At 66.2% G+C, this 19,982-nt stretch carries 22 protein-coding genes; 10 read left to right on the top strand and 12 right to left on the bottom strand.

The features are described from left to right. Positions 1 to 6: 6 nt before the first annotated feature. From ngg to ACNFBT_RS10495, 3 genes are read left to right on the top strand one after another with little or no spacing between them, the layout of a single operon-like run. Complete coding sequence (ngg, locus tag ACNFBT_RS10505; RefSeq protein WP_416749012.1) at positions 7 to 1,797, top strand: N-acetylglutaminylglutamine synthetase; 1,791 nt, start codon at positions 7 to 9, stop codon at positions 1,795 to 1,797. Next, the gene (locus ACNFBT_RS10500) at positions 1,794 to 2,996 is read left to right on the top strand and encodes an osmoprotectant NAGGN system M42 family peptidase (protein ID WP_416749010.1); all 1,203 of its coding nucleotides are present in this window, start codon (positions 1,794 to 1,796) and stop codon (positions 2,994 to 2,996) included. Before ngg ends, ACNFBT_RS10500 begins: the two co-directional genes overlap by 4 nt. Before the next feature lie 59 nt (positions 2,997 to 3,055). Continuing rightward, positions 3,056 to 3,286 carry a YheU family protein gene (locus tag ACNFBT_RS10495; RefSeq protein WP_205336877.1) on the top strand — a complete coding sequence of 77 codons (231 nt, stop codon included), beginning with the start codon at positions 3,056 to 3,058 and terminating at the stop codon, positions 3,284 to 3,286. Between the two features lie 57 nt (positions 3,287 to 3,343). Here ACNFBT_RS10495 and ACNFBT_RS10490 read toward each other — a convergent pair whose 3' ends face one another. From ACNFBT_RS10490 to ACNFBT_RS10445, 10 genes are all read right to left on the bottom strand, one after another. Then, positions 3,344 to 3,673: a YnfA family protein gene (locus tag ACNFBT_RS10490; RefSeq protein ID WP_416749007.1), complete on the bottom strand. Its 330-nt coding sequence runs from the start codon at positions 3,671 to 3,673 to the stop codon at positions 3,344 to 3,346. Positions 3,674 to 3,704: 31 nt separating this feature from the next. Beyond that, the gene (locus ACNFBT_RS10485) at positions 3,705 to 4,130 is read right to left on the bottom strand and encodes a hypothetical protein (RefSeq protein ID WP_015478190.1); all 426 of its coding nucleotides are present in this window, start codon (positions 4,128 to 4,130) and stop codon (positions 3,705 to 3,707) included. Positions 4,131 to 4,510: 380 nt separating this feature from the next. Further along, a complete protein-coding gene (locus ACNFBT_RS10480) occupies positions 4,511 to 5,323 on the bottom strand; it encodes an SDR family oxidoreductase (RefSeq protein ID WP_416749005.1) in 813 nt (270 codons plus the stop codon). A gap of 142 nt (positions 5,324 to 5,465) precedes the next feature. Then, positions 5,466 to 5,852: a hypothetical protein gene (locus ACNFBT_RS10475; RefSeq protein WP_416749003.1), complete on the bottom strand. Its 387-nt coding sequence runs from the start codon at positions 5,850 to 5,852 to the stop codon at positions 5,466 to 5,468. A gap of 43 nt (positions 5,853 to 5,895) precedes the next feature. Then, entirely contained in the window at positions 5,896 to 6,054 is a 159-nt protein-coding gene (locus tag ACNFBT_RS10470; RefSeq protein ID WP_416749001.1) for a DUF3309 family protein, read from the bottom strand. Positions 6,055 to 6,177: 123 nt separating this feature from the next. Further along, a complete protein-coding gene (locus tag ACNFBT_RS10465) occupies positions 6,178 to 6,804 on the bottom strand; it encodes a 3'-5' exonuclease (RefSeq protein WP_416748999.1) in 627 nt (208 codons plus the stop codon). Continuing rightward, positions 6,801 to 8,591 carry a putative nucleotidyltransferase substrate binding domain-containing protein gene (locus ACNFBT_RS10460; RefSeq protein WP_416748997.1) on the bottom strand — a complete coding sequence of 597 codons (1,791 nt, stop codon included), beginning with the start codon at positions 8,589 to 8,591 and terminating at the stop codon, positions 6,801 to 6,803. Before ACNFBT_RS10460 ends, ACNFBT_RS10465 begins: the two co-directional genes overlap by 4 nt. Positions 8,592 to 8,666: 75 nt before the next feature. Continuing rightward, a complete protein-coding gene (locus ACNFBT_RS10455; protein WP_416748995.1) occupies positions 8,667 to 10,337 on the bottom strand; it encodes a cation acetate symporter in 1,671 nt (556 codons plus the stop codon). Next, entirely contained in the window at positions 10,334 to 10,645 is a 312-nt protein-coding gene (locus ACNFBT_RS10450; RefSeq protein ID WP_416748993.1) for a DUF485 domain-containing protein, read from the bottom strand. The genes ACNFBT_RS10455 and ACNFBT_RS10450 overlap by 4 nt, the downstream gene beginning before the upstream one ends. A 222-nt stretch (positions 10,646 to 10,867) precedes the next feature. Beyond that, positions 10,868 to 11,722, bottom strand: a complete 855-nt coding sequence (locus ACNFBT_RS10445) for a glycine betaine ABC transporter substrate-binding protein (protein WP_416748991.1) — start codon at positions 11,720 to 11,722, stop codon at positions 10,868 to 10,870. Positions 11,723 to 12,005: 283 nt separating this feature from the next. Here ACNFBT_RS10445 and ACNFBT_RS10440 point away from each other — a divergent pair, with 283 nt between their 5' ends. Next, entirely contained in the window at positions 12,006 to 12,227 is a 222-nt protein-coding gene (locus ACNFBT_RS10440) for a DUF2061 domain-containing protein (protein ID WP_416748989.1), read from the top strand. A 79-nt stretch (positions 12,228 to 12,306) separates the two neighbouring features. Then, positions 12,307 to 13,890 carry a glycosyl hydrolase family 17 protein gene (locus ACNFBT_RS10435; RefSeq protein ID WP_416748987.1) on the top strand — a complete coding sequence of 528 codons (1,584 nt, stop codon included), beginning with the start codon at positions 12,307 to 12,309 and terminating at the stop codon, positions 13,888 to 13,890. Position 13,891: 1 nt separating this feature from the next. Here ACNFBT_RS10435 and ACNFBT_RS10430 read toward each other — a convergent pair whose 3' ends face one another. Continuing rightward, positions 13,892 to 14,257: a hypothetical protein gene (locus ACNFBT_RS10430; RefSeq protein WP_416748985.1), complete on the bottom strand. Its 366-nt coding sequence runs from the start codon at positions 14,255 to 14,257 to the stop codon at positions 13,892 to 13,894. Positions 14,258 to 14,359: 102 nt separating this feature from the next. Here ACNFBT_RS10430 and ACNFBT_RS10425 point away from each other — a divergent pair, with 102 nt between their 5' ends. From ACNFBT_RS10425 to ACNFBT_RS10405, 5 genes are all read left to right on the top strand, one after another. Continuing rightward, positions 14,360 to 14,926: a hypothetical protein gene (locus ACNFBT_RS10425; protein WP_416748983.1), complete on the top strand. Its 567-nt coding sequence runs from the start codon at positions 14,360 to 14,362 to the stop codon at positions 14,924 to 14,926. A 77-nt stretch (positions 14,927 to 15,003) separates the two neighbouring features. Further along, entirely contained in the window at positions 15,004 to 15,489 is a 486-nt protein-coding gene (locus ACNFBT_RS10420) for a GNAT family N-acetyltransferase (protein ID WP_416748981.1), read from the top strand. A gap of 86 nt (positions 15,490 to 15,575) precedes the next feature. After that, complete coding sequence (locus tag ACNFBT_RS10415; protein ID WP_416748979.1) at positions 15,576 to 16,925, top strand: serine/threonine protein kinase; 1,350 nt, start codon at positions 15,576 to 15,578, stop codon at positions 16,923 to 16,925. A gap of 3 nt (positions 16,926 to 16,928) precedes the next feature. After that, complete coding sequence (locus ACNFBT_RS10410; RefSeq protein ID WP_416748977.1) at positions 16,929 to 17,741, top strand: VacJ family lipoprotein; 813 nt, start codon at positions 16,929 to 16,931, stop codon at positions 17,739 to 17,741. A gap of 139 nt (positions 17,742 to 17,880) precedes the next feature. Then, positions 17,881 to 18,741: a pirin family protein gene (locus tag ACNFBT_RS10405; protein WP_416748975.1), complete on the top strand. Its 861-nt coding sequence runs from the start codon at positions 17,881 to 17,883 to the stop codon at positions 18,739 to 18,741. A gap of 45 nt (positions 18,742 to 18,786) precedes the next feature. Here the strand turns inward: ACNFBT_RS10405 and ACNFBT_RS10400 are convergent, their stop codons facing one another. Beyond that, positions 18,787 to 19,971 carry a patatin-like phospholipase family protein gene (locus ACNFBT_RS10400; RefSeq protein ID WP_416748973.1) on the bottom strand — a complete coding sequence of 395 codons (1,185 nt, stop codon included), beginning with the start codon at positions 19,969 to 19,971 and terminating at the stop codon, positions 18,787 to 18,789. Between the last annotated feature and the right edge of the window lie 11 nt (positions 19,972 to 19,982).

Below are 19,982 nucleotides of genomic sequence, written 5' to 3'. Positions count from 1 at the left end.
TACGCCATGAAGACCCATTTGAACCAGCCGCATCCCCACAACCAGCGCCTGCTGCGAGGCCAGACGCCCACCTACGAACGCCTCCAGGCGCGCTTCGCCGGCGACCACGCGCAACGCCACGAAGGCCCGCTGATCCTGCAATGCGGCTGGGGCCGCCTGCTGATCGGCCACACCTTCGCCACCGCGGAACAGTTGGCCGCGGAACTGCTCAACGAACGCCCCGGCGAGCGCGACATCGCCCTCTACGTGGCCGCCCCGCAACAGGTGCTTGCCCACGCCCCGCAGCAACTCTTCCTCGACCCCTCCGACGCCCTGCGCCTGTGGTTCACCGACTACCGCCCGGCGCGCCGGCCGTTCCGCGGCTTCCGCATCCGCCGGGTGCACAGCGACGAGGACTGGGCGGCAATCAACCGCCTGTACCTGGCGCGGGGCATGCTTCCGGTGGATGCCGCCCAGGTCACCCCGCGCCACCAGGGCGGGCCGGCCTACTGGCTGGCCGAGGACGACGAGACCGGCACGGTGATCGGCACCGTCATGGGCATCAACCACACCAAGGCCTTCCGCGACCCGGAAGGCGGCTCCAGCCTCTGGTGCCTGGCGGTGGACCCACAGTCCAGCCGCCCCGGCGTGGGTGAGGCCCTGGTGCGCCACCTGGTCGAACACTTCATGAGCCGGGGCCTGGCCTACCTCGACCTGTCGGTGCTGCACAGCAACCAACAGGCCAAGGCGCTCTACCGCAAGCTGCGCTTCCGCGAGCTGCCGACCTTCGCCATCAAGTGCAAGAACAGCATCAACCAGTCGCTGTTCCTCGGCCCCGGTCCGGAAGAGGGCCTGAATCCGTACGCCCGGATCATCGTCGACGAGGCCCATCGGCGCGGCATCGACGTGCAGGTGCAGGATGCCGACGCCGGGCTGTTCATCCTCACCCAGGGCGGCCGGCGCATCCGCTGCCGCGAATCGCTGTGCGACCTGACCAGCGCGGTGAGCATGAGCCTGTGCCAGGACAAGACCCTCACCCACCGCGCCCTCGACCGCGTCGGCCTGCGCCAGCCGCAGCAGTGCCTGGCGGGCAGCGCCAAGGACAACGCCCGGTTCCTCGCCGAGCACGGTTCGCTGGTGGTCAAGCCGGTGGACGGCGAGCAGGGCCAGGGCGTCGCCGTGGACCTGCGCAACACCGGCGAAGTGGAGAGCGCCATCGTCCAGGCCAGGCAGTTCGACACCCGCGTGCTCCTGGAGAGCTACCACGCCGGCCAGGACCTGCGCATCGTGGTGATCGGCTATGAAGTGGTGGCCGCCGCGATCCGCCGTCCCGCCGAGGTCATCGGTGATGGCCGGCACAGCATCCGCCGGCTGATCGAAGCCCAGAGCCGGCGTCGCCAGGCCGCCACCGGTGGCGAAAGCCGCATCCCGCTGGACGGCGAGACCGAACGCACCCTGGCCGCCGCCGGCTTCGGCTACGAGGACGTGCTGCCCAGCGGCCAGCGCCTGGCCGTGCGCCGCACCGCCAACCTGCACACCGGCGGCACCCTGGAAGACGTCACCGAGCGCCTGCACCCGGAACTGGCCGAGGCCGCGATCCGCGCGGCGCGCGCGCTGGAAATCCCGGTCACCGGCCTCGACCTGCTGGTGCGCGACGCCGACCAGCCGGACTACGTGATCATCGAAGCCAATGAACGGCCCGGGCTGGCCAACCACGAGCCGCAGCCCACCGCCGAGCGCTTCGTCGACCTGCTGTTCCCGCTGAGCCGCGAGTTGCTCAACCGCGACGCCCATCCCGGCATGGAGGCTTCCGCATGACACCACTGCCACAACCCGACCTGAACTACCTGCAGCGCGTGCTGCTGGAAATGCTCGCCATTCCCAGCCCCACCGGGTTCACCGACACCATCGTGCGCTACGTCGCCGAGCGCCTGGAGGAGATCGGCGTACCCTTCGAGATGACCCGCCGCGGGACCATCCGCGCGACGCTCTCGGGGCGGCGCAACAGCCCGGACCGCGCGGTTTCCGCGCACCTGGACACCATTGGCGCCATCGTCCGCGAGATCAAGTCCAACGGCCGCCTGGCACTGGCGCCGGTGGGCTGCTGGTCGAGCCGCTTCGCCGAGGGCAGCCGGGTCACGGTGTTCTGCGAGAACGGCGTACTGCGCGGCAGCGTGCTGCCGCTGCTGGCGTCCGGGCACGCCTTCAACACTGCGGTGGACAGCCTGCCGATCAGCTGGGATCACGTCGAACTGCGGCTGGACTCCTACACGGTCAGCCGCGCCGACAGCGAGACCCTGGGCGTGGCCATCGGCGATTTCGTCGCCTTCGACCCCTTGCCGGAATTCACCGAGAGCGGCCACATCAGCGCCCGCCACCTCGACGACAAGGCCGGAGTCGCCGCGCTGCTGGCGGCCCTCAAGGCGATCCGCGAGAGCGGCCAGAAACCGCCGATCGACTGCCACCCGCTGTTCACCATCACCGAGGAGATCGGCTCCGGCGCGGCCGGCGCGCTGCCATGGGACGTCAGCGAATTCGTCGGCATCGACATCGCCCCGGTGGCCGACGGGCAGAACTCCAGTGAGCACGCAGTGAGCGTGGCCCTGCAGGACTCCGGCGGGCCCTACGACTACCACCTGTCACGGCATCTGCTGCGGCTGAGCGAACGCCACGAGATCGCCGTGCGCCGCGACCTGTTCCGCTACTACCACAGCGATGCGCAGTCGGCGATCACCGCCGGCCACGACATCCGCACCGCGCTGCTGGCCTTCGGCTGCGACGCCACCCACGGCTACGAACGGACACACATCGACAGCCTCGCCGCCCTCGCCCGCCTGCTCACCGCCTACCTGCTCAGCCCGCCGGTGTTCGACAGCGACGCCGAGCCCAGCGAAGGCACCCTGGAGCGTTTCAGCAAGCAGTTGGAGCATCCGGTGCACATGGAGAGCACCACCCACGTGCAGCCGGTGGACGAGCTGATCGACAGCGGCGAGAACACTGACAAAGGCAAGAACTGAAGCTGCACTCGCCGCGGCGCGGGACTACAATCCCGCGCTGCGATTCGCGAGTACCCGCCATGCTGATTCCCTTTGACCTGATCGAAGCCGACACCCTGAACAACCTGCTGGAAGACTTCGTCACCCGCGAAGGCACCGACAACGGCGACGACACGCCGCTGGACGTACGCGTGGAGCGTGCGCGGCATGCCTTGAAGCGCGGCGAGGCAGTGATCGTCTTCGATCCGGAAAGCCAGCAGTGCCAACTGATGCTGAAAAGCGAAGTGCCGAGGGAGTGGCTGGAGGATTGAGGCAGGTGGTGAACCTGTAGGAGCTGCGCCGGGACCTATCTATAGGCGTCGCCGCATTCAGGGCGCGAGACGAGGCCCGAACAGCACCACGCTGGCGCCGATCACGCAGAGCGCCACGCCCACCCAATCGCTCCACAGCGGGCGACTCTTCTCCACGAAAGCCAGCCAGAACAGCGACGCGGCGACGTAGATGCCGCCGTAGGCCGCATAGGCGCGCCCGGCGTAGCTGGCCTCGACGCGGGTGAGCAGCAAGGCGAACACCGTCAGGCTGAGCAACCCCGGAATTATCCACAGGGCGCTCTTGTCCAGCCGCAGCCAGAGGTAAAAGGCGTAGCAGCCGCCGATCTCGCAGAAGGCGGCGAGGACGAACCAGAGGTAGTTGATCATGGGGCTCTTTCCGTGACGGGAAACGCGCCGGTCAGCCGCGCAGGCCGCCCTCGCGCTCCCAGGCGCAGCGCACTTTCAGTTCGCCTTCGCGCGGGCTGTGGAAGCCGTTCTCGGACTCCCAGCGGAAGGTGTGGCTGCCGTTGACTTCGGTTTCCAGGTGAACCACCGCGCTGGCCCAGTAGAGGCGGCGCAGCAGGGCCTCGAACTGCTCGACCCAGAGTTTCCACTCGTACTCGATGGTCTGGTAGCTGGCGCCGAAATGGATGACCTGGGACTGGTACAGGCCGGCGCCCTCGGTTTCGCAGCGGCTGAACATCTCGCGACCGAGGAAAGGCCAAGCCTCCCCCATCGGCAGGCTGTCGAGCACCTTGCGGTTGGCGGCGCGGCGCAAGCGGCGCTCCATCGAGTCGCCGGGCCAGTCGCGGATGCAACCATAGACGATGGATTCGGACTGCAAGCGGGTTCTTCCTTCAATGACACCGGTGCCTTCTAACACAGGCCCGCCGACACGCAAAGCGCGAATCCACACCGATGCGCAGTGGCCCGAAAAAGCAAAAGCCCCGCGAAATGTGCGGGGCTTTCACCGGGGTCCAACGTTCTTCAGCCAGGCAGGCCGGTGACTAAAACTAACCCTTTGCACCGGCCTGGGCAAGCCCTGTTTTTCACTGCACCGAAAGAGGGCAAATGACTGGTTCGGAACCTGCTTTACGATCTCGCAAGCTAGAGCAGAACAAGGCGAGGACAAATGAGAAAGCTGAGTTGACACGCAGTCAATGAGCATTGCTCAGTTGGCCTCAACGCAGTTATGCCGACGCGCAGCAGATCGTAATCAGGTTCTCAAGCGGGCGTGCGGCGCTTGGCTTGCATCTTCTCCGCCATCGTGGCCATCTCGTCGTAGATGACCTGCGGGTTCTGCTGCTTGATCTGCCAGGCCATGCGGCCCTGCTCGTGGGGCAGGATCATGAAGACGTCGCGGGCCACTTCCTGGTGGATGTAGTCGGCGATGTCGGCGGCGCTGATGGGCGAGCTTTCCAGCAGCTTGCCGACCTGGCTCTTCATTTCCGGGCTCGGGCCACGGAAGGAGTCCAGCAGGTTGGTCTGGAAGAACGACGGGCAGACCACGTGGACCTTCACGTCCACCAGGCTCAGCTCGGCCAGCAGGCTTTCCGAGAGCGCCACCACGCCGGCTTTCGCCACGTTGTAGTTGCTCATCGCCGGGCCCTGCATCAGCGCAGCCATGGAGGCGATGTTGATGATCCGCCCCTTGCTCTGCTCCAGCAGCGGCAGGAAGGCCTTGCAGCCCTTGACCACGCCCATCAGGTTGATCGAGATCTGCCAGTCCCAGTCTTCCAGCGACAGCTCGCTGAAGAAGCCGCCGGAGGCGACGCCGGCGTTGTTGACGATGATGTCGATGCCGCCGAATTTCTCTTCGCAGCTTTGCGCCAGCTGGGTCAACTGGCTGTAGTCGCGCACGTCGCAGCGCTGGATGAAGCCGTCGCCGCCGGCCTCGCGCACCAGCTTGAGGGTTTCCTGCAGGCCCGCTTCGTTGACGTCGGCCAGGGCCAGCCTGCAGCCCTCGCGGGCCCAGCGCAGGGCGATTTCGCGACCGAGGCCGGAACCGGCGCCGGTGATCATGATGCGGTTTTGCATAGGGAGGTTTGCCTGCTCTTGTTCGGAGAGAGTTGTTCGGGACAGTGAGCAGAAGTGTAACCAAGGCCCGCCGCCCCGGCGGCGACATCAGGGCGCTGAATGCCTCCGGCAAACCGCCGTCGCAGGCTATCGAATCAGGAGATCAGGATTGCAGCAGGACGCAGAGTTTGCCGAGCACCAGGGCAATGCCGGCGAAAATCAGCACGTGGGCCGTGCAATTGATGTGTTCACGCTTGAACTGGGCGAACTCTCTGATGCGGTAACGCAGCAGAAAGACGCCTAAGGCCAGCGGAATGGCCGGGCCGAGGAAGGCGAACTGCCAATAGCGGGTTGGATTGGCCACCGGCTCGAACGTCATGGCTTCAGCCAGCGGCGGCACGCCCAGCCCGCACTGGACAAGCAGCCAGAGCACTCCCAACGCAATCAGTACAACGCCCAGCATCCCGTACGACTCCCTGATGGCAAAGGCCCAGCATGTTAGTGCAAGCATGGCGGGCAGGCTGTGCGATGAATCACCCTGCAGCATCATGGAAGTGGCGAACCGCCCGGAGCACCGGGCGGCCCGGCGTGGCTCATATATGCCCGAGCAAAACCAGCACCAGCAGAACGATAAGCACCACCCCAATCGCACCCGAGGGGCCGTAGCCCCAGGCGCGGGAGTGGGGAAATACCGGCAGGCCACCGATCAGCAGCAGTATCAGAATGATCAACAGAATGGTCCCGAGTCCCATATCGTCTCTCCTCTTGGCTCGACGAGGAGCGATGGCTCACGCTGAGGCGATTGGCCAACGCTTGTAGTCTGGGACTTGGGCGCCCGACGGAAGATTCAAAGAATCGGCCCGGGTGCCGCAGCCTCAAGCGAGATCGCGCGGCAACGAGCCCTTGCGCAGACGCAGGAACATCAGCGCGGCGGTGCGCGCATCGCCGATGGCGGTGTGCCGGCCTTCCACCGGGATATCCAGGGTGCGCGCCAGCGTGTCGAAGCGCAGGTCCAGGTGCAGGTCGGGAAAGCGCCGGCTCATCTTCCGATGGTACAGCTCGGAAACCTCGACCCGCGGGTTGTCCAGGCGTGCGCCAAGCTCCTCGCGCAGGTGCCGGCGCAGCACGGCGACATCGAAGGACAGGTAATAGCCGAGCAACGGACGATCGCCGACGAAGTCCTGTACGCGGCGCAGCGCCTCGGCCAGCGGCAGCTGCCCTTCAAGGTCGGTGCGGCGCAACCTGTGGATGCGGATGGATTCGCCGCTCAGGCTCGGCGGCGGCTCCACCAGCAGTTCCAGGCGCTCGCCGAGGATCAGCTTGCCGCGTCTGATGCGCACCGCGCCGATGCTGAGGATGTCAGCCTTGCGCGGATCGAGGCTGGTGGTTTCCAGGTCCAGCGACACCAGCTCCTCGGCATCCGCCGGATCATGGCGCCACCAGTACAGGCGGCGGCGCCAGGCGGACCATTGCTGATCGGGAAGGCTTACGCAGGCGTTCATCGGGTCTCCAGGTGGAATTGCCGGATCAGGCTCTGCTTGAACTTCTTCACCACATGCAAACCGTAGCGCAGCAGGTCGCGCTCGTGGCGGCTCAGGCGCGCAACATCGAGCCCCTGCACCCGGCCGTCGCGCTGGCCCTCCAGTTGCTGGCGCAGGCGCAATTGCAGGAACAGCTCGAAGGACTCCACCAGGTTGTCCGCCAGCGACTCGTCCAGCACGCCCAACGCCTTGAGCGCGGCGAGCCGGCCCAGGGTGCCGCGCTCCTCCAACCCTTCGCGCAGCGCCAGCGCACGGGCGCCGTGGACGATGGGGAAGATGCCGCCGCGCTTGATGTCCAGGTGTGCGTCCTGGGTCTTGAGCTGGCCGAGGAAGGTCAGCGGCGTGTCGAACTGCAAGGCCGGCAGCGCCAGGTCGCTCAACCAGCGGCTATCGTCGCCGGCCAGGGCGTTCAGGCCCTCGCGCAGGCTTTCGAACAACTGCCGGTTGCCCGCCACCGGCCAGGCATCAGCGATGATCGACAGGCGCATCAGCTCATCCGGACGACCCTGCAGCGGCAGCTCCCGCAACTCGCGCTGCCACCTCGCGAGCGGCTTGCACCACTCCGGCCGGCAGGCCATCACGCCACCGGGGCACGGCGGATAACCGAAGTCCAGCAGTGCCGCGGAGAAGCGTTGCATCAGCAGCAAGCCCTGCTCCTCCGGCAGGTCGTCGGCGAGGATCAGGGCGTTGTCCTGGTCGGTCTTGAGCAACTGCTCGGCGCGGCCTTCGCTGCCCATCACCATCAGGCAGCACTTGCCCCGCAGTGCCGGCGGGATCTGCAGTTCGAAGAGACGCTCCAGCAGCTGCTCGTTGAGCGCGCTGACCAGTTGCATGATGAAGCGCAGGCGGATGCCGTTGCCGGCCAGCGTAGCGATCAGGGTGTGCAGGGTTTCCGCCGCCGCGCGCAGCTCCGCCTCGCTTTCGGCGCGGGCGATACGCAGCGCCAGCACATGGGAATGGGTGGAGAACAGGCTGAGCACCTGGGTCAGGTGCAACAGGCCGACCACCCTGCCCGCCTCGCACACCGCCACCCGTTCGATGCGCTGGCGGGTCATCAGGATCATGGCGTCGAACAGGAAATCGCCCAGTTCGACGCTGGCCAGCGGCCGGTGCGCCAGTGGGCCGATGGGCTCGGCCTCGCTGCGGCCATCACGGAAGTGCGCGACCATCAGGTCGGTGCGGGTGACGATGCCCAGCGCGCCGTTCTCGCGCACCAGCAAGGCATCGGCGCCACGGCTCAGTTGCAGGCGCGCGGCATCGCCCAGCGGTAGCGAGGGTTCGACTTCGATCGCCGGCAGAAGGTGTTCGGGGGCGATGCGGGTGAGGATGAACTCGGCGAGGTTCTGTCCGTCGCGACGCTCCAGCTGGCGCTTGCTCGCGAGGTCGGCGCGGAAGAAACGGGCGAACTCGGGATTGCCGGCACAGAGCTGGTGGAACACCTCCGCCGGCAGCTCGTAGACGATGCTCTCCTCCACCGCCTGGTAGCGGTGCTTGCTGCTGCCGGAGAGCAGCCCGCGTACGTCGAACAGGTCCTCGGCGGCGTACTGGGCGAACAGCCTGCCATCCTCGCCGCGCTCCTCGATCACGCCCTTGAGCAGGATGAACAGGCAGGGTACCGGCGCGCCGGCTTCCAGTAGCACTTCGTCGACCGTGTAGTAACCCACGCTCAGCGCGTCGCACAGCTGCTCGCGCTCCTGCGGGCGCAACTGGTCGAAGGGCGGCGAGGCGAAATTGAAATCGTCGGACATCCGAAAAGTCCCCGTCTCAAAGCAGCGGGGCCGGAGGTGTTTCCACCCCCGGCCCCGGCAGGTCAGCTCAGACTATCAGTGGGCAACCGCACCGCTGGCACCCAGGCCGGTCTGCGAGCGGATGAACTGCGGGAAGAAGCGCGCGCGCTCTTCGTCGGCCGCAGTCGACTTGTCGGTGATGGAGAAGAACCAGATACCGGTGAAGGCCACGGCCATGGAGAACAGCGCCGGGTATTCGAACGGATAGATGGGCTTCTCGTGGCCGAGGATCTGCACCCAGATGGTCGGGCCGAGGATCATCAGCACCACCGCGGTGATCAGGCCCATCCAGCCGCCGATCTTGGCGCCGCGGGTGGTCAGCTTCTTCCAGTACATGGAGAGCAGCAGCACCGGGAAGTTGCAGCTGGCGGCGATGGAGAAGGCCAGGCCGACCATGAAGGCGATGTTCTGCTTCTCGAACAGGATGCCGAGGATGATCGCCACTACGCCCAGGCAGACGGTGGTGATCTTCGACACGCGCAGCTCATCCTTCTCGTTGGCCTTGCCGTTCTTCAGCACGCTGGCGTACAGGTCGTGGGACACGGCCGAGGCGCCGGCCAGGGTCAGGCCAGCGACCACCGCGAGGATGGTAGCGAAGGCCACGGCGGAGATGAAGCCCAGGAACAGGCTGCCGCCCACGGCGTTGGCCAGGTGTACGGCGGCCATGTTGTTGCCGCCCAGCAGCGCGCCGGTGGCGTCCTTGAAGTCCGGGTTGGTGCTGACCAGCAGGATCGCGCCGAAGCCGATGATGAAGGTCAGGATGTAGAAGTAGCCGATGAAACCGGTGGCGAAGAACACCGACTTGCGGGCTTCCTTGGCGTCACTGACGGTGAAGAAGCGCATCAGGATGTGCGGCAGGCCGGCGGTGCCGAACATCAGCGCGAAGCCCAGGGAGAAGGCCGAGATCGGGTCCTTCACCAGGCCACCGGGGCTCATGATGGACTCACCCTTCGGGTGGACCTTGATGGCTTCGGAGAACAGGGTGCTGATGTCGAAGTTGACGTGCTTGAGCACCATGATCGCCATGAAGGTGGCGCCCGAGAGCAGCAGCACGGCCTTGATGATCTGGACCCAGGTGGTAGCGAGCATGCCGCCGAACAGCACGTACAGGACCATCAGGATACCGACCATGACCACCGCGACGTGGTAGTTCAGGCCGAACAGCAGCTCGATCAGCTTGCCGGCGCCGACCATCTGCGCGATCAGGTAGAAGGCCACCACCACCAGCGAACCGCAGGCGGACAGGGTACGGATATCCTTCTGCTTCAGGCGGTAGGACGCCACGTCGGCGAAGGTGTACTTGCCCAGGTTGCGCAGGCGTTCGGCGATCAGGAAGAGGATGATCGGCCAGCCGACGAGGAAGCCGATGGAGTAGATCAGGCCGTCATAGCCCGAGGTGAACACCAGCGCGGAAATGCCGAGGAAGGACGCGGCGGACATGTAGTCGCCGGCGATCGCCAGGCCGTTCTGGAAACCGGTGATGCTGCCGCCGGCGGTATAGAAATCGGCGGCGGACTTGCTGCGCTTGGAGGCCCAGTAGGTGATGCACAGGGTCAGGCCGACGAAGGCGACGAACATGATGATGGCGGAGAGGTTCAGCGGCTGGCGCTTCACCTCGCCGGTGAGGGCGTCAGCCCAGAGTGCGGGGGCCCAGAGTGCGGGGAGCAGGACGGCCAGCGCGAGGGCCGCGGAGTTTCGGCCTTTCATTGCTGGGCCTCCTTGAGGATTTCCTGGTTCAGACGGTCGAATTCACCGTTTGCACGGCGCACGTAGATGCCGGTGAGCACGAAGGCCGAGACGATCAGCCCGACGCCCATGGGAATGCCCCAGGTGACGGACGAATCGGCGCTGATCTTGGTGCCGAGCAGCTGCGGCTGGAAGGCGATCAGCAGGATGAAGCTCACGTACAGGCCCAACATGACCAGGGAGAGCAGCCAGGCGAATCGCTCGCGCTTGGCCACCAACTCTTTGAAGCGCGGATTGGTATCAATCCGCTGGTAGATGCTGTCGTTCATTTTGTTCTTGTCCTCACAGCGGGGATGACGCGGATGTCGTCGATCTCCACTTTAGGACTACGGTGCAAGCGCTCCAGACGACTTTAGTCGTAGCGGGGGGCGAAGCGAAGCCGGGCCGCTTCGAACAAGCCCGGAATAGACGCCGTGCCATGAAAAAATCCCCCGCGAAGACTTGGCTTCGCGAGGGATTTCCATGTATCGGACGTGGCGCGATCTAAGCGCTTACAGCCACTCTTTCACGCGGTCCGGATGCGCTTCCACCCACTTCTTGGCGGCTACTTCCGGCTTCTCGCCGTTCTGCACGGCGAGCATCACTTCGCCGATTTCCTGGCCGTCCTTCCACTGGAATTTCTTCAGGAAGGCCCAGACTTCCGGTGCCTTCTTCTCCAGCGCCGGGTTGGCGACGCTGTCGACGTGCTCTTCTTCGCCGTAGACCTTCTTCGGGTCTTCGAGGAACTTCAGCTTCCATTTGGCGAACATCCAGTGCGGAATCCAGCCGGTCACCGCCACGGCCTTCTTGTCAGCCTCCGCACGGGTGAGCTCGGCGATCATGCCGCTGCCGGAGCTGGCCACCAGCTTGTAGTCCAGGCCGTAGTCCTTGATCGCCTGGTCGGTCTTGAGCATCACCCCGGCACCGGCGTCGATGCCGACGATGCGGCCGTCGAAATCGGCCTTCTGCGCCTTGAGGTCTTCGATGCTGTTGGCTTTCACGTACTCGGGCACGATCAGGCCGATCTTCGCGCCCGGGTAGTTCACGCCCAGGTTGACCACCTTGTCCTTCATCTTGTCGTAGTAGGCGCCGTGGGTAACCGGCAGCCAGGCAGAGAGCATGGCGTCGAGCTTGCCGCGCGCCACGCCCTGCCACATGATCCCGGCCGCGACCGGCATCAGCTTGACCTGGTAGCCGAGCTTCTCGCGCATGATCTCGGCGGCCACGTGCGTGGTCGCCACGCTGTCCGACCAGCCGTCAACGTAACCCAGAGTGACTTCCGGCTTGGCCGCCGCACCGGCCAGGCCCGCAGCCGCCGACAGCACCAGCCCTGCGCCCAGGCCCATCAGGCGTCGCATCATTCGCATGGTTTTCTCCCCGTAATTTTTTTCGGAGCGTCCGGGCGAACCCGGCGCAATTCGCGGTCTTGGCCGCCCCTCCATCATCTGCCGGAGCGGCTGGGGGGCTGCTCCGAGAACGACACGCAACGATCCGATCCACGACAGAACTCATCCATCCACGACCGCGCCATTCCATCCACGACGAACGTGACGGCCTATCGCCTCCATACAGAGGCTCGATTACCCAGCTGGGCTTCCCCGCGATAGCCTTTTCGCAACGGAGAACATTTCTCAATACGGAGAGACCGCCATGCTCAAGACCGTCACCTTCACCCTGATGCACTTCACCATCGCCTTCAGCGTGGCCTATGCCCTGACCGGCAGCATCGCGGTGGGCGGCCTGCTGGCAGTTGTCGAGCCGCTGTGCAACGCCGTGGGCTTTCACTTCCACGAGAAGTTCTGGAAACGCATCGAACAAGGCCAGCCAGGTGACGCCGCACTGACGCACAACTGGCTGCACCGCCACGCCTGAGTGCTCGACGGGGACGCTGACGCCAGCCGGCGGCATTGCTAAGATGCGCGCCTCCCCTGGCTTGCGTGCCTTTGCCTCCATGCCCCAGTCTTCGCGCTTCCCGTTCCTGCCCTATTGTCTCGCCCTGCTGATCGCCCTCTTCGCCCTGTGCGGACTCTGGTACGGCCTGGGCAAACCGGTGAACCTGCCCGATGCGGCGACGCCCACGCACAAGCTGCAATGCGTGTCCTACAGCCCCTTCGCCAAGGACCAGTCGCCCTTCGACAAGCCCTTCGTCCTGCGCCCGGAGCAGATGGACGCCGACCTGGCCCTGCTGGCGACGCGCTTCGACTGCGTGCGCACCTACTCGATGACTGGCCTGGAAGGCATTCCGGCGCTGGCCCGCAAGCACGGGCTGAAACTGATGCTCGGCGCCTGGGTGAACGCCAATCCGGTCGACACCGATAGCGAAGTGGCCGCGCTGATCAAGGCCGCCAACCAGTACCCGGACGTGGTCCAGGCGGTGATCGTCGGCAACGAAACCCTGCTGCGCAAGGAGGTCACCGCCCGCTACCTCGCCGGACTGATCCGCCACGTGAAGTCGCAGGTGCACCAGCCGGTGACCTACGCCGATGTCTGGGAGTTCTGGCACCGCCATCCGGAAATCGCCCCGGCGGTGGACTTCGTCACCATCCACCTGCTGCCCTACTGGGAAGACAACCCCAGCGGCATCGACGACGCCCTCGCCCATGTGGCGCAGATCCGTGAAGACTTCGGTCGCGAGTTCGCCCCCAAGGACATCCTGATCGGCGAGACCGGCTGGCCCAGCGAAGGCCGCCAGCGCGAAACCGCCCTGCCCAGCCGGGTCAACGAGGCACGCTTCATCCGCGGCTTCGTACGCATGGCCGAGGAACGCGGCTGGCACTACAACCTGATCGAAGCCTTCGACCAGCCCTGGAAGCGCCAGAGCGAAGGCGCGGTGGGCGGCTATTGGGGCCTGTTCAGCGCCGACCGCGAGGAAAAGGGCGTACTCGCCGGGCCGGTCAGCAACCTGCCGGGCTGGCCGGCGTGGCTGGGCCTGTCCGGATTGATCCTGGCCGGCGGCCTGCTGCTGGGCGGTCGTCCGGCCTCGTCCCGCGCGGCACTGCTGCTACCCCTGGGCGCCGCACTGGGTGGCGCCTGCATCGGTTCGTGGGCGGAACTGGCGGTCGTGACCAGCCGTTCCTGGGACGAGTGGCTGTGGGCGGCGTGCCTGATCGGTTTGAATCTGCTGGTGCTGGCGCACCTCAGCCTGACCCTGTCAGCGCGCCAGGGCTGGCGTGCCGGTGCCTTCGACTGGTTGGAAAAACGCGCCGGGCTTTGGCTGGCGGCGGCCGGCTTCGCCGGCGCGGTGCTGATGCTGGGCCTGGTGTTCGATGCCCGCTACCGCAGCTTCCCCAGCGCCGCCTTGCTGTTCCCGGCGTTGGTCTACCTGTGCCGGCCGGTGATTGCACCGCGCCGCGAAAGCCTGCTGCTGATCCTGTTCATCGCCCTGGGCCTGCCGGCGCAACTGCTGCTGGAGGGCCTGAGCAACCTGCAGGCGCTGGGTTGGGCGGCGGTCAGCCTGCTGCTGCTCGGAGCGCTCGCGCGCGGTGTGCAGCAGCCTCTACCGCTGGCAGGTAGCGTGCGGGCGAGCGCCAGCTGAATCAGGGCCGCCGTGCGCGCACCAGGCGCAACCCGGCGAGCACCACGGCGAATACTGCAAGGCCGGCGTTGTACAACACCAGTGCCGGCAGCGCGGCGAACATCCCCAATGCCGCCAGCCACCAGCCGCGACGGCCCGGAACCAGGAAGGCCAGCACCGAAAGGCCCAGTGCCAGCGTGCCGAACACGCCGAAATGGATCAGCAGGCCCAGCTGCGCACGCGCCACGCACTCCCAGCGAGTGGCCGACTCGGCGCACAGCCCGACCCAGCGGCTATCCTCCATCAGCCCGAAACGCACGCCATAGCTGACGGCCAGCCACAGTGAGAACACGAGCAACAGCAGGATGACGGGCAATCGACGGGGCATGGCGCCTCTCCGGGGCGAAAACGGCGCCCAGCATAACCAGCGCAATGGCCGATGCAAGAGGCGCTGCGCTTACTGACACCGCGTGCGGCGACGGAGCCTGCGATGAAGCGATCGAACCTGTTCCTGCTGGCCTGCGTCGTCGTCAGCTTCTGGTGGCTCTGGCCCGGCGAGCGCCCCCATGCGCCGCCGCAGCAGGGCAGCGTCCTGGCCGACGGTGGCTTCCGGGTGGAGCGCTACTCGATCTATCCGCTGCAGGACTTCAGCCTCGAGGCCCGCGTACTGGGCCGCGAGGACTACCGCCTGGGCCGCGAGGCCGACCTCTCTCCCACCGACCTCGCCCTGGGCTGGGGACCGATGGCCGATCCGAACGTCCTCGCCGACATCCGGATCACCCAGGGCAACCGCTGGTACTACTGGCACGCCGACACGATGCCGATCCCGCGCCGGGACATCGAGACCCACAGCGCCAACATGCACATGATCCCCGCCAACGACAGCGTGGCCCGCGTCCTGGCGCAGGTCGGCACGGGTGAACGCATCCGTCTCTCCGGCAAACTGGTGCGCGTGGAGGGCGACGACGGCTGGCGCTGGGTCAGCTCGCTGAGCCGAGAGGACACCGGTGCCGGCGCCTGCGAGCTGATCTGGGTGGAGAGCCTGGAGCGCCTGTAGCGCCGTCGCATCGAGCAGTTGCCAGCGGCGCCGGCCACGGGGCATTCTCGGGCGTCCCCTCATCAAGGTAGCCCGCCATGCCGCGCGTCACGCTTCGCCCTGCCGTCCCCGCCGACATTCCGCTGATCATCGAGCTGATCACCGAGCTCGCCGACTACGAGCGCCTCGTCCATGAGGTCAAGGCCGACGCCCAGCGCATGCACGACCACCTGTTCGGCCCGCGCCCCTATGCCGAAGTGCTGATCGGCGAGGTGGACGGCCAACCGCAAGGCTTCGCGCTGTTCTTCCACAACTACTCCACCTGGCTCAGCCAGCCAGGCATCTACCTGGAAGACCTGTTCGTACGCCCCGCCGCCCGTGGCGCCGGACTGGGCAAGGCGCTGCTCACCGAGCTGGCGCGGCTGGCAGTGGAGCGTGGCTGCGGACGACTGGAATGGTCAGTACTGGACTGGAACGAGCCCGCCATCGGCTTCTACCGCAGCCTGGGCGCGCGCCCGCAGGATGAATGGACGGTCTATCGCCTGACCGGCGATGCCTTGCGTGAGCTGGCCCACAAGGCATGAAGCCGCGGTAGCACTTGTCGGCAATCTGCTGGTCATATTGGCCGGTCCCCCTAGAGTTGGCTTCTTTTCGAAAGGACTCCCTCACCATGAAATGTCTTTCACGCGCGGCCGTCCTGCTCGGCAGTCTCGCCCTGGCTCTCGCCGGCCCGGCATTCAGCCGCGACGTCGACGAGGCCGGCTATGGCTATCCGCTGACCAACCCGTTCGAGGCGACCATCGCCACGACGCCGCCGGACCTGCGCCCGCAGCTGCCCGATAACGACGACATTCGCCAGTCCGACTACGCCCTGAAGCTGCGGCCGGAACGCGAGCACCAGCTGCCGGAGAACTTCTGGCCGGTCACCAAGCTGCACTACCGCCTGGCCCGGCAGGACCACGAGGCACCGCTGGTGTTCATCATCGCCGGCACCGGCGCGCACTACGCCAGCAGCACGCCGGAGTACCTCAAGCGCCTGTTCTACAGCGCCGGCTACCACGTGGTGCAGATTTCCTCGCCGACCAGCTGGGACTTCATGGCCGGGGCCTCGCAGTCCGCCACGCCCGGCTACACCCCCACCGATGCCGACGACCTCTACCGGGTGATGCAGGCGGTGCGCGCCCAGCATCCGGACCTGCCGGTCAGCGAGTACTACCTCACCGGCTACAGCCTCGGCGCCCTGCACGCCGCCTTCGTCAGCCAGCTCGACGAATCCCGCCGCAGCTTCAATTTCAAGCGCGTGCTGCTGCTCAACCCGCCGGTGAACCTCTACACCTCGGTCAGCAATCTGGACAAGATGGTGCAGACCCGGGTCAAGGGCATCAACGACTCCAAGACCTTCTACCAGGTGGTGCTGGGCAAGCTGTCGCGCTACTTCAAGCAGAAGGGCTACATCGACCTCAACGATGCCTTCGTCTACGAGCTGCAGCAGTCCAAGCAGCACCTCTCCAATGAAGAAATGGCCATGCTGATCGGGACGGTATTCCGCTTCTCGTCCGCCGACATGGCGTTCACTTCCGACCTGATCAACCGTCGCGGCCTGATCACCCCTCCGAACTACCCCATCAAGGAAGGCACCAGCCTGGAGCCCTTCTTCAAGCGCGCCATGCAGTGCGACTTCGAGTGCTACCTGACCGACCAGCTGATCCCCGTCTGGCGCGCCCACGGCAAGGGCAACAGCCTGCCGCAGATGATCCAGCAGGTGAGCCTCTACGCCCTGCAGGACTACCTGCACGACAGCCCGAAGATCGCCGTGATGCACAACGCCGACGACGTCATCCTCGGCCCCGGCGATATCGGCTTCCTGCGCCGCACCTTCGGTGACCGCCTGACGCTGTACCCGCTCGGCGGCCACTGCGGCAACCTCAACTACCGCGTGAACGCCCAGGACATGCTGGCGTTCTTCAAAGGACAGGATGCGCAGGCCCCCGGCCTGGCAACCGCACAGACAGGGAACTGATCCATGCAACTCCGCTCTTCCTGGATTTTCGGCCTGGCGCTGTGCTGCGGCCTGGCGCAGGCCGATAGCGCCTCGGCAACCAAACCCGGCAGCAACGACAGCTTTTCCGAACAGCCACAGGCCGACGGCTTCAAGCACCCGATGGATGCGCTGAAGTTCAACCCCGGCCTGGACCAGCGCGAATTCGAGCGCGCCACCCTCGACGCCCTCAACGTCTACGACCCGTGGGAGTCGTGGAACCGCCGCGTGTATCACTTCAACTACCGCTTCGACCAGTGGGTGTTCCTGCCGGTCGTCCACGGCTACGAATACGTCACTCCGCGCTTCGTGCGCACCGGAGTGACCAATTTCTTCAGCAACCTGGGCGAAGTGACGACGCTGCTCAACAACATCGGCCAGCTCAAGGCCGAACGGGCGGCGAACAGCACCGCGCGGCTGCTGTTCAATACCGTGTTCGGTGTCGCCGGCCTCTGGGACCCGGCCACCGCCATGGGCCTGCCGAAGATCAGCGAGGACTTCGGCCAGACCCTGGGCTACTGGGGCGTCCCCTCCGGCCCCTACCTGATGCTGCCGATCCTGGGCCCATCCAACGTGCGCGACACCGGCGGCCTGGTGACCGACTTCGTGGCGGCCCGCGAGGTGAACTACCTCAACGTCTCCAGTCTCGGTCGCACCTACTGGGAGCTGCCGGTACTGGAAATCATCGACAAGCGCTACAGCAACAGCTTCCGCTACGGCCAGACCGACTCCCCGTTCGAGTACGAAAAGCTGCGCTACGTCTACAGCGAGGCGCGCAAGCTGCAGATCCAGGAGTGACCCGAAACCGCCGCCCTTTGCGGCGGTTTCTTTTTCGACAAAGCATCTATTTATTCGATTATTTTGGCGAAAAACTCGCAACCATTCATCCATCAATTGGGACTAGGATGATCTCCATTCACTGATCAAGGAGGTTCCCATGTCCCGCTTGCGTACCCTGATCGACCAGCACATCGGCCACCCTGCCTCCGACGGCGCCGGCGTGCGCCTGACCCGCGTGATCGGCGGCCCCGGCATCGAGCGTTTCGACCCGTTCCTGATGCTCGACCAGTTCGACACGCAGAACCCGGACGACTACATCGCCGGCTTCCCGGCCCACCCGCACCGTGGCTTCGAGACTGTCACCTACATGCTCGAAGGGCGCATGCGCCATGAAGACCACTTGGGCAACCGCGGCCTGCTCAAGCCCGGTGGCGTGCAGTGGATGACCGCCGCCCACGGCATCATCCATAGCGAGATGCCCGAGCAGGAAGAAGGCGCCATGCGCGGCTTCCAGCTGTGGCTGAACCTGCCGGCGAAGGACAAGCTGTCCCCGGCCGGCTACCGCGACATCGAACCCGAAGACGTGCCGCGCACCACCACCGCGCAAGGCGTCGGCGTCACCGTGATCGCCGGTCGCTTCGACGATGGCGAGACCGCAATGGATGGCGCCGTGCAACGCCCCGGCACCGAGCCACACTATTACGATCTGCGGCTGCCGGCGGGCGCTTCGGTCAGCCCGCGCATTCCGGCGGGACACCGGGTGATGCTGTACGTCTACGAAGGTTCGCTGAAGGTGCCGGGCGAGCGCGGCGACGAAACCGTGGCCACCAACCGCCTGGTGCGGCTCGGCCAGGGCGACGAAATCCAGCTTTCCAGCGACAACGGCGCACGCGTCCTGCTGCTGGCCGGCAAGCCGCTCAACGAGCCGATCGTGCAGTACGGCCCCTTCGTGATGAACAGCCGCGAAGAGATCGAGCAGGCCCTGCGCGATTACCGCGACGGAGTGCTGGCGGTCTGAGCCGGACATAGGGCGTATAACCGTTCGCGGTTATACGCCTGGCCCCTACAGCGACCACTCCTCCATCCCCAGGAAGCGCGCGATCTCCGCGCGCTTTTCCATGGCATCGCGATATCCCAGTTCGATCAGCGCATTGCAGTAGCCCGGCTCGAACAGCAGGTAGCTGAGCACCCCCGCCCCGCTCGCCTTGGTCGCCCCCGGCCCGCGCAGGAACAGGCGCAGCGCACGCGGCAACTCGTGGCGATACTCGGCGGCGATCTCATCCAGCGGCCGGCTCGGCGAGATCAGCAGCACGTCGACCGGTTGCAGCCCTAGCGCCGCGCGGCGCTTTCCTTCCGGCACCATCGAGCTGAGAAAGTTGATTCGGTTCAGCAACTCGATATCGCCTTCCAGGCTGTCGATGAAGGTGCTGTTGAGCAGATGGATACCGACCTGCGCCAGGCTCGGCGGCTGGCCGGTACGGTAATTGGCCACCGTCTCATTGGCGCTGCCCATAGTCGGGTTGCCGCTCACCCCGATCACCAACACCCGATTGGCGCCCAGGTGCAGGGCGGGACTGATCGGCGCCTGCTGGCGCACCGCGCCATCACCGAAGAATTCGCGGTTGACCTTCACCGGCGCGAACAACAGCGGAATCGCCGAGCTGGCGAGCAGGTGTTCCAGGCGCAGACGCGTCGGCATGCCCACACGCCGGTGGCGCAGCCAGGGATCGATGGTGGCGCGGCCCTGGTAGAAGGTCACCGCCTGGCCGGATTCGTAGCCGAACGCGGTGACCGCCACCGCGCGCAGGTTGCGCCGGCGCACCGCGGCGGCAATGCCGGAGAAATCCAGTTCGCGTTCCAGCAGGTAGCGCAACGGAGTGCTGTCCAGCAACGCCACCGGCTGGCGCTTGCCCAGCCCGAGCAGGCTGTGGCCGAGGAACCTGAAGGCCTGGCCGATCACGCCCGACCAGTCGGCGCGGTACACCTGACCGGTGCGGAAGCCCTTCCAGACCTGGGTGAGCCGCTGTACCGCCGTCGGGAAGGACAGCGCCCCGCAGGCCAGCCCGACGGCATTGATCGCCCCCGCCGAGGTACCGACGATCACGGGGAAGGGATTTTCGGCGCCCTCCGGCAGCAACTCGGCGATCGCCGCCAGCACGCCGACCTGATACGCCGCGCGCGCCCCGCCTCCGGAGAGGATCAGGCCGGTCACGGCTGGGGGCGTTGCAGGGCTGGTGGAGTCCGTCACGTCCGAAGTCC

It is taken from the genome of Pseudomonas sp. NY15181, assembly GCF_048068055.1.
GTDB lineage: Bacteria > Pseudomonadota > Gammaproteobacteria > Pseudomonadales > Pseudomonadaceae > Pseudomonas.
This window is presented reverse-complemented; position numbering and strand designations above follow the sequence as displayed.

What these genes read in the sequence shown, in the direction of transcription:
- ngg (WP_416749012.1), top strand. Translation starts at nt 7, where the DNA reads ATGAAGACCCATTTGAACCAGCCGCATCCCCACAACCAGCGCCTGCTG.
- ACNFBT_RS10500 (WP_416749010.1), top strand. Translation starts at nt 1,794, where the DNA reads ATGACACCACTGCCACAACCCGACCTGAACTACCTGCAGCGCGTGCTG.
- ACNFBT_RS10495 (WP_205336877.1), top strand. Translation starts at nt 3,056, where the DNA reads ATGCTGATTCCCTTTGACCTGATCGAAGCCGACACCCTGAACAACCTG.
- ACNFBT_RS10490 (WP_416749007.1), bottom strand. Translation starts at nt 3,673, where the DNA reads ATGATCAACTACCTCTGGTTCGTCCTCGCCGCCTTCTGCGAGATCGGC.
- ACNFBT_RS10480 (WP_416749005.1), bottom strand. Translation starts at nt 5,323, where the DNA reads ATGCAAAACCGCATCATGATCACCGGCGCCGGTTCCGGCCTCGGTCGC.
- ACNFBT_RS10475 (WP_416749003.1), bottom strand. Translation starts at nt 5,852, where the DNA reads ATGATGCTGCAGGGTGATTCATCGCACAGCCTGCCCGCCATGCTTGCA.
- ACNFBT_RS10470 (WP_416749001.1), bottom strand. Translation starts at nt 6,054, where the DNA reads ATGGGACTCGGGACCATTCTGTTGATCATTCTGATACTGCTGCTGATC.
- ACNFBT_RS10465 (WP_416748999.1), bottom strand. Translation starts at nt 6,804, where the DNA reads ATGAACGCCTGCGTAAGCCTTCCCGATCAGCAATGGTCCGCCTGGCGC.
- ACNFBT_RS10460 (WP_416748997.1), bottom strand. Translation starts at nt 8,591, where the DNA reads ATGTCCGACGATTTCAATTTCGCCTCGCCGCCCTTCGACCAGTTGCGC.
- ACNFBT_RS10455 (WP_416748995.1), bottom strand. Translation starts at nt 10,337, where the DNA reads ATGAAAGGCCGAAACTCCGCGGCCCTCGCGCTGGCCGTCCTGCTCCCC.
- ACNFBT_RS10450 (WP_416748993.1), bottom strand. Translation starts at nt 10,645, where the DNA reads ATGAACGACAGCATCTACCAGCGGATTGATACCAATCCGCGCTTCAAA.
- ACNFBT_RS10445 (WP_416748991.1), bottom strand. Translation starts at nt 11,722, where the DNA reads ATGCGAATGATGCGACGCCTGATGGGCCTGGGCGCAGGGCTGGTGCTG.
- ACNFBT_RS10440 (WP_416748989.1), top strand. Translation starts at nt 12,006, where the DNA reads ATGCTCAAGACCGTCACCTTCACCCTGATGCACTTCACCATCGCCTTC.
- ACNFBT_RS10435 (WP_416748987.1), top strand. Translation starts at nt 12,307, where the DNA reads ATGCCCCAGTCTTCGCGCTTCCCGTTCCTGCCCTATTGTCTCGCCCTG.
- ACNFBT_RS10430 (WP_416748985.1), bottom strand. Translation starts at nt 14,257, where the DNA reads ATGCCCCGTCGATTGCCCGTCATCCTGCTGTTGCTCGTGTTCTCACTG.
- ACNFBT_RS10425 (WP_416748983.1), top strand. Translation starts at nt 14,360, where the DNA reads ATGAAGCGATCGAACCTGTTCCTGCTGGCCTGCGTCGTCGTCAGCTTC.
- ACNFBT_RS10420 (WP_416748981.1), top strand. Translation starts at nt 15,004, where the DNA reads ATGCCGCGCGTCACGCTTCGCCCTGCCGTCCCCGCCGACATTCCGCTG.
- ACNFBT_RS10415 (WP_416748979.1), top strand. Translation starts at nt 15,576, where the DNA reads ATGAAATGTCTTTCACGCGCGGCCGTCCTGCTCGGCAGTCTCGCCCTG.
- ACNFBT_RS10410 (WP_416748977.1), top strand. Translation starts at nt 16,929, where the DNA reads ATGCAACTCCGCTCTTCCTGGATTTTCGGCCTGGCGCTGTGCTGCGGC.
- ACNFBT_RS10405 (WP_416748975.1), top strand. Translation starts at nt 17,881, where the DNA reads ATGTCCCGCTTGCGTACCCTGATCGACCAGCACATCGGCCACCCTGCC.